The sequence below is a fragment of the Neobacillus niacini genome, assembly GCF_031456445.1.
GTDB classification, from domain to species: domain Bacteria; phylum Bacillota; class Bacilli; order Bacillales; family Cytobacillaceae; genus Neobacillus; species Neobacillus niacini_I.
This window is the reverse complement of record NZ_JAVDUQ010000017.1, coordinates 92,628-99,304: the sequence shown is the minus strand read 5'-3', so window position 1 is coordinate 99,304 and position 6,677 is coordinate 92,628. Positions and strand designations below refer to the sequence as shown.

General features: G+C 38.4%; 7 protein-coding genes. 3 read left to right on the top strand and 4 right to left on the bottom strand.

Features of this window, described 5'->3' with window-relative positions; all coding sequences use genetic code 11:
* Positions 1–306: 306 nt before the first annotated feature.
* Complete coding sequence (locus tag J2Y67_RS15215) at positions 307–1,902, bottom strand: acetolactate synthase large subunit (RefSeq protein ID WP_310175446.1); 1,596 nt, start codon at positions 1,900–1,902, stop codon at positions 307–309.
* A gap of 126 nt (positions 1,903–2,028) precedes the next feature.
* Between J2Y67_RS15215 and J2Y67_RS15210 the strand changes: the two genes are divergently transcribed.
* Positions 2,029–2,916 carry a DUF2935 domain-containing protein gene (locus J2Y67_RS15210; protein WP_310175445.1) on the top strand — a complete coding sequence of 296 codons (888 nt, stop codon included), beginning with the start codon at positions 2,029–2,031 and terminating at the stop codon, positions 2,914–2,916.
* A gap of 8 nt (positions 2,917–2,924) precedes the next feature.
* On the opposite strand, the gene J2Y67_RS15205 is transcribed toward J2Y67_RS15210, so the two are convergent.
* The 3 genes from J2Y67_RS15205 to J2Y67_RS15195 all read right to left on the bottom strand — a co-directional run bounded on the left by J2Y67_RS15205 (position 2,925) and on the right by J2Y67_RS15195 (position 4,957).
* Complete coding sequence (locus tag J2Y67_RS15205) at positions 2,925–3,344, bottom strand: disulfide oxidoreductase (protein WP_310175443.1); 420 nt, start codon at positions 3,342–3,344, stop codon at positions 2,925–2,927.
* Between the two features lie 4 nt (positions 3,345–3,348).
* On the bottom strand, positions 3,349–4,059 hold the full coding sequence (locus J2Y67_RS15200) for a DsbA family protein (protein ID WP_310175442.1): 711 nt from the start codon (positions 4,057–4,059) through the stop codon (positions 3,349–3,351).
* A 130-nt stretch (positions 4,060–4,189) separates the two neighbouring features.
* The gene (locus J2Y67_RS15195) at positions 4,190–4,957 is read right to left on the bottom strand and encodes a DODA-type extradiol aromatic ring-opening family dioxygenase (RefSeq protein ID WP_310175440.1); all 768 of its coding nucleotides are present in this window, start codon (positions 4,955–4,957) and stop codon (positions 4,190–4,192) included.
* A gap of 123 nt (positions 4,958–5,080) precedes the next feature.
* On the opposite strand from J2Y67_RS15195, the gene J2Y67_RS15190 reads away from it, so the two are divergent.
* Together J2Y67_RS15190 and J2Y67_RS15185 are read left to right on the top strand one after the other, a co-directional pair.
* Entirely contained in the window at positions 5,081–5,401 is a 321-nt protein-coding gene (locus tag J2Y67_RS15190) for a winged helix-turn-helix transcriptional regulator (RefSeq protein WP_310175438.1), read from the top strand.
* Positions 5,402–5,519: 118 nt separating this feature from the next.
* The gene (locus J2Y67_RS15185) at positions 5,520–6,581 is read left to right on the top strand and encodes a lactonase family protein (protein ID WP_310175436.1); all 1,062 of its coding nucleotides are present in this window, start codon (positions 5,520–5,522) and stop codon (positions 6,579–6,581) included.
* Positions 6,582–6,677: the final 96 nt, after the last annotated feature.

Sequence of the window (6,677 nt, the reverse complement as noted above, 5' to 3'; positions counted from 1 at the left end):
GCCTATGGCCTTTATTGGCGACACTTTTAAGCAGATGCCTCTCTTTTTTGTCGCCTATGGCCTTTATTGGCGACACTTTTAAGACGTAGCCTCTTTATTTTGTCGCCTATGGCCTTTATTGGCGACACTTTTAAGACGTAGCCTCTTCATTCTGTCGCCTATGGCCTTTATTGGCGACACTTTTAAGACGTAGCCTCTCTTTTTTGTCGCCTATGGTCTTTATTGGCGACACTTTTAAGACGTAGCCTCTCTTTTTTGTCGCCTATGGTCTTTATGGGCGACACTTTTAAGACGAAGCCTCTTTATTTAACCTTTTACCTGCATGATCGCATCTATTAAAAAAATTTCATTCGAATCTTTCACTGCCCTTGTAAGAACTTCTTCAAATTCAGCGATATGCCTTGCTCTAATCCCTTTTATCCCGAAGCTTTCAGCCAATTCCACAAAATCAGGATTCGAAAAAGTTACCCCAAAGCTTCCACCAAATGTTTTATTCATCGTCTCTACCTCGAGCTTTAACATAGAATCATTTAATAAAATAATGATAAATGTTAGCCCTAAGCGTTTGGCTGTTTCAAGTTCGGCAAAATTCATTAAAGCTCCCCCATCCCCAGTCAACACAATCACCGTTTTTTCCGGCGCTGCCAGTTTCGCCCCAATCGCTCCAGGAATCGATATTCCCATTGAAGCTAATCCATTGGAAATCACAAGCTGCTTTGCCTGTTTCGGTTGAAAGGTTCTCGCTACTGCAACTTTATGAGATCCTACATCTGAAATAACTACTGTTTGTTCAGATGATAGTTTTTCGATTACATGTAGAATGTTTTCAATTGTTAAATTAGCAGGTTTAGGGCCATTTTCGCTAATAAAGTAGGCGTCTTCGATTCGCTTCTTTAATTCTCCGCCCGGCTGCCAAGGCTTAGGAAAAACCTCTTCTTCTAAAATTAAACGAAGCGTTTCCTTGAGATTTCCTACTAATTCTCCCGCCACTGGGTATCCTTCATCGACCTCAGCAGGTAATGGGTCAATATGAAGAACGGGTACTTGTTTACTGTTCCATTTCGATGGCAGATCTTCGATCAAATCAAAGCCAATTACTACGAGCAAATCAGATTCCTCAATCCCACGAAGGAGATAATCCTTTTCCTTAAAACCAAAAGTATAATAATTTTGCGGATGCTCTTTTGGTAAAACTCCTTTAGCCATAAAACTATTGGCAGCCGGACAGCCTAACCGCTCAATAAATGTCTGTACTTCCTTTACGGCATTTTGCCTAATTACCCCGTTTCCAAGAATAATAAAGGGCTTTTTACATTGATGAAGCAATCGGCCGGCTTCTCTTAAGGGTTCCCCTGCAGGCACACTGATAGGCAATGGGGAAATAGGGAAAGGTTTGGTTGTTGAATTGGCTTTTCCGATATTCTCCGGTAATTCAATTACGACAGCTCCCGGTTTTTCGGATACTGACGTCCGAAATGATTGCCTGATGATTTCAGGGATTGTACCCGCATCCTTTATTTGCACCGACCATTTTGCTGCTGGTTCAAAGACCTTAACTATATCAACGTACTGATGAGCATTTTTATGCTGGACATCCAGGCCTTTTTGACCGGTTATCGCTACCACAGGTGAATGATCTAAATTGGCACTTGAGATTCCAGTTAATAGATTCGTCGCTCCCGGACCAAGTGTTGCTAAACATACACCAGGCTTTCCACTAAGACGGCCGTATACATCCGCCATAAAGGCCGCACCTTGCTCATGCCGAACCGGTATGTATTGTATTTTTTCTGATTTTGATAAAGAATCGGCCAAATTGATGACCTCACTCCCTATAATTCCAAAAATATATTCTACCCCTTCATTTTCTAAGCAGTTTACCAATAAATCCGAGGCTTTCATTTTCTCCCTCCAAAAAAGTTTTACTTACTTTTATTCTTTACCTAAATATATTTTTCAATGAATCATAACAAGAAATTACCACTAATACATATAGAGTGTATGAGTTTGTTTGAAGGGGGACTTATGATGGTAAATCAAGGTTTTATGGATTCAAACAATCAAATGTTAATTGCCCCAGAAACATTTGCCGCACAACCGGAATCATTAACTGAACAACTTTTCATTGAGCGTTCGTTAACCGAAAATAAATTTTGGCTGCGGATTATGAAAGAGCATTCTTATTTCCTAGGCGAAGGCTTTAGCCGCCATGATAAACATCTGATTCAGCAAACAGACCGCTTTTATCATTTTTTTGAGGAACAGGAAAAAAGAGCCTACAATACTCCCAATACTGTAACTGCTGTCCGAAAATTAAACGAAGACTCCATTCAATTGGTATTAGGATTACGGAATTTTAAACGCAATCTCCTCATTATGATCATTAATTGTCAGGTAAGAGGATTTAACTTTCCCCTTCTTGTCGACCATATTGCAAGAGAAGCGGAATATTTTATGAGGACGTTAAAAAAATTTAATGAAGGAATCTTGGATCCGATTCAAGACGCGATTATTAAAGAAAATGTATTTTGGCTCAGAATCATGATGGAGCATTCGCGTTTTATTGCTTCCCTATTAGATCAATCAGAACGAAATTTAGTAAGAGCGGCATTGAAATTTGGTGATGATTTTGAAGTTCTTCTTAATCAGGCAAGAGATGTTGAATCAATGCTCTATAAGAAACAACCAACCTACCCGATTATCGGAAAGTTGAATAAAGACAGCGAAAACGCTGCACAAGAAATTCGCAATTTTAAGCAGGCAGGTTTAGATTTTATTAAGACTTGTCAAATCAAAAACGTCATTGATCCATTATTGGCTGACCATGTCGTGAGAGAGGCAGACCATTTCCTTCATATGGTGCGTGTATTAGAGGAAAGGTTGAAGGTAAAGCAGGCAGAGGCACAGAACCAGTAAAAAAGAGACTAACGAATAGTCTCTTTTTTACTGCCTCGGGCAAGAACCGTTAAGCATATAGTAATAATGGTAAACGCAACAAAAGCCATCATTGGAATTGTAATGAAACCAAGCCAATTTAGATAATCCTTTGAACAAGGAACACCTGTTGTACACATTTCAAACTGCTGCAAGTAGGGAATTTTTTGCAAAACCGTATGATATCCGGAAATAAGCATCCCGATAATCGACAGTGGCAAAACATATCGATAGATAGTGAGATCATTTCGATAGACGGCAATTCCAAGAATTATCACTAATGGGTACATAAAAATTCTTTGGTACCAGCATAGTGTACATGGGATAAAATGACGAACTTCACTAAAGTACAAACTTCCAATTGTGGCGATAATCGCAGCAACCCAAGCAAGTAATAAGGATTTATTCATTTACCTATTTCCCCTTTGCTGCTTTTTCGACCATATCCTTCAAATCATCAAGAGTTTTGCCTTGGAACATCTTTCCATCAACAAATATCGTTGGAGTTCCCGTCACCCCAAGCTGTGTAACATAATCCATATCTTTTTTAAAGGCAGCATCAGCCTTATTTGCATCAAAATAAGCTACTACCTTATTGACATCTTTCTCAGATGCAACCTCTTTAAGCGTGTTCACCAAGAATTTCTTATCATAAACATCCATTTTTTCATATTTAGGATCTTCCGGTTGCTTTTTATATAGAAGTTCATGGAATTTCCAGAAAGTATCATTCCCAAGCTCGTGATATACGGCTTCAGCAAATTTGGCAGCTCGCTTTGAGTCTACATTAATAAAAGAATCATTAAAGAAATACAGTTTTGCCTTCCCAGTATCCACTAACTCTTTTTGAATAACTGGAATCACACTCCCGGCAAAGTTTTTACAGTTTGGACATTTATAATCGCCAAACTCAATAATTGATACAGGTGCTGAGCTTTTTCCAAGAAACGGCTGTCCAGAATAATCAATAGCTACTTTCGATTTGGATGCAGGCTTTTCCACCTTTTTGTTGTGATTTCCTAGAAAAATAAAGCCAAGAATACAAACCGCTATTAAGCCGATTATCCAGAAGGTAAACTTGGATGAATTCCCCTGTTGCTTCGTATTTTTTTTGTTATTTGCCATAAATTAAACTCCTCTTATATTCTCTTTGATAAATTTAATTTTACTAAACTTGTCTCCTTATGGGAAACGGAAAAGGCAATCCTTCACAAATTGTTAATAAAACGGCAAAAGTGCCATCGAAAAATGGCACTTAAAATTCCATACAAAGATAGCTCAGTGTTCCAAATTCATAATCTCGGTAAATTGGTTTTGCTTGGTCCAAACCATTACCGCTGCCCATTGCAATGAAAAAGGGAACAAAGTGTTCTGGTCTTGGTACGGCAACCTTGGCATTCGGTGCAAGTTTTTCATATTGGAAAAGACTAGGTAAATCCTGCTTTTCAATTTTTTCTAAAAGCCAGTCGTCAAATGCGACAGCCCATGGTTCATGTTCTTTTTGTTCCCAATGAACGATTCGTAAATTGTGGACCGTTACACCACTTCCAATAACAAGAATGTCTTCTTGTCCAAGCCCATTTAATGTCTCGCCAATTTTGTATTGCGTCTCAGGAGATAAAAATGGATGAACAGAGACTTGAACAATCGGAATATCCGCATTTGGATACATTTTCGATAACATTGTCCAAGAGCCGTGATCTAACCCCCTCTTAGTATCCAAATTAGAAGGAATCCCCGCTTGAGCAAATCGTTCCTTTAATTGTTGCGCCAGCTTCGTAGAACCTTTTGCGGGATACTTAACTTCATATAGCTCCGGCGGAAAACCATAGAAATCATAGATGGTTTCATACGATTCATCTGAAGAGGAAATGGTTAACGTTTCAGCCTCCCAGTGAGCAGTAAAAATCACTATCGCTTTTGGCTGATATTGCTGTCCTAAATTCTCTAAAAAACGTGTATATTGATTATCTTCAATTGCTAACATAGGTGATCCGTGTGCTAAAAATAAAGATGGAAGCATTTATTACACCCCTTTACTTACTTTATGTAACTAACTATAATATTGTAATATATTTACGTCAAGTAATTAATTGAAAATAGATAATCACAATAGGTATAATGAAGATTATAGAGGTGAAAGAGTATGGATCAATCATCATTATGCCCTAAATTTGAGCAGGCCATGAAATTACTCAGCCAGCGTTGGACTGGCTTTATTATTTATCAACTATTATCTGGACCGCAGCGTTTTTGTACCATTGAATCCTCCCTTCCCATTAGCGGGAGGCTTTTATCAGAAAGACTAAAAGATTTAGAACATGAGGGAATTGTGAAGAGAGAAGTTTATCCGGAAACACCGGTCAGAATTGAGTATTCTTTAACGGAAAAAGGGATGGCGATGGAGCCGATTATAAGGGAAATTGAAAAGTGGTCGGGGGAATGGGTTGAGATTATATCCGATTGAAAAAGCATGCAAAGCTTGTATGTTTTTTTAGTTGAATTAGAATTTAAACCACTAAAATAAATAACCTTTCGTAATTATGATAAAATAAAACGAAAAATCATTCCCAAGGAGTAAAAAAATGCACTCTAACAATAAATACACTGGATACATTGGTACCTATACAAAAGGTGACAGTAAAGGAATTTACACATTTACACTGGATACTAAAAATGCAAAAATTACAGATATTAAAGCGGCTGCTGAACTAGGGAACCCTACTTACCTTAACATAAGTCAGGATAATCGATATCTATATGCCGTTATTAAAAAAGGTGAAGAAGGCGGAGTGGCTTCTTTTTCCATTGATAACGAATCCGGTGAACTTACTCCAATAAATACCCAATTATCACCAGGTTCCTCTCCATGCCATGTCAGTATGAACAGCAAAAATCAATTTTTATTTAGTGCAAATTATCATATGGGAACAGTTGTGTCTTATTTACTTGATTCTGAAACAGGTTTCATTCAGCCCCCTGCTTCCGTTATTCAACATGAAGGAAATGGCCCAGATCCAAGACAGGAAAAGCCCCATACACATTTTGCCGGAGTAACTCCTGATGAAAAATATATTGTTGTCGTTGAATTAGGCACGGATTCCCTTCTTACATATGAAGTAAGCCAGGATGGAACATTAACAGAGGTTAGTCGTTTATCCACTCCTCCCGGCAGCGGTCCAAGACATATTACCTTCCATCCAAATGGAAAATTTGCTTATGTGATGACGGAGTTTAGTTCAGAAGTTATTTTCCTAACCTATCATGCTAAAGATGGCCATTTTACAGCGAACCAATTTATTTCTACCATTCCCGAGGATTTTACGGAAAATAATCAAGGCAGTGCCATCCAAATTTCCGCTGACGGCAGATTTGTCTATGCAGGGAATCGCGGACATAATAGCATTGCGATGTTTAGTGTGGATGAGAGCTCAGGTGAGTTAAGCTTTGTTGAACGTGTTTCATCGGAGGGGGATTGGCCGAGGGATTTTTCAATCGACCCAACAGGTCGGTATTTGGTTGGATCTAACCAGGAATCAGGTAATCTGGTGCTGTATAGTCGGGATGTTGAAACCGGGAAACTTACATTGATAGAAAAAGATATCGAAGTTCCTTATCCTGTTTGTGTGAAGTTTTTGCATTATTAATGGCTTGGAAAATGGTTCTTTTATAACGCTGTAAACCAACAATATCAGACCTACTCGTAATTTTGAGCAGGTCTTTTTATATTAATCCAAATAACG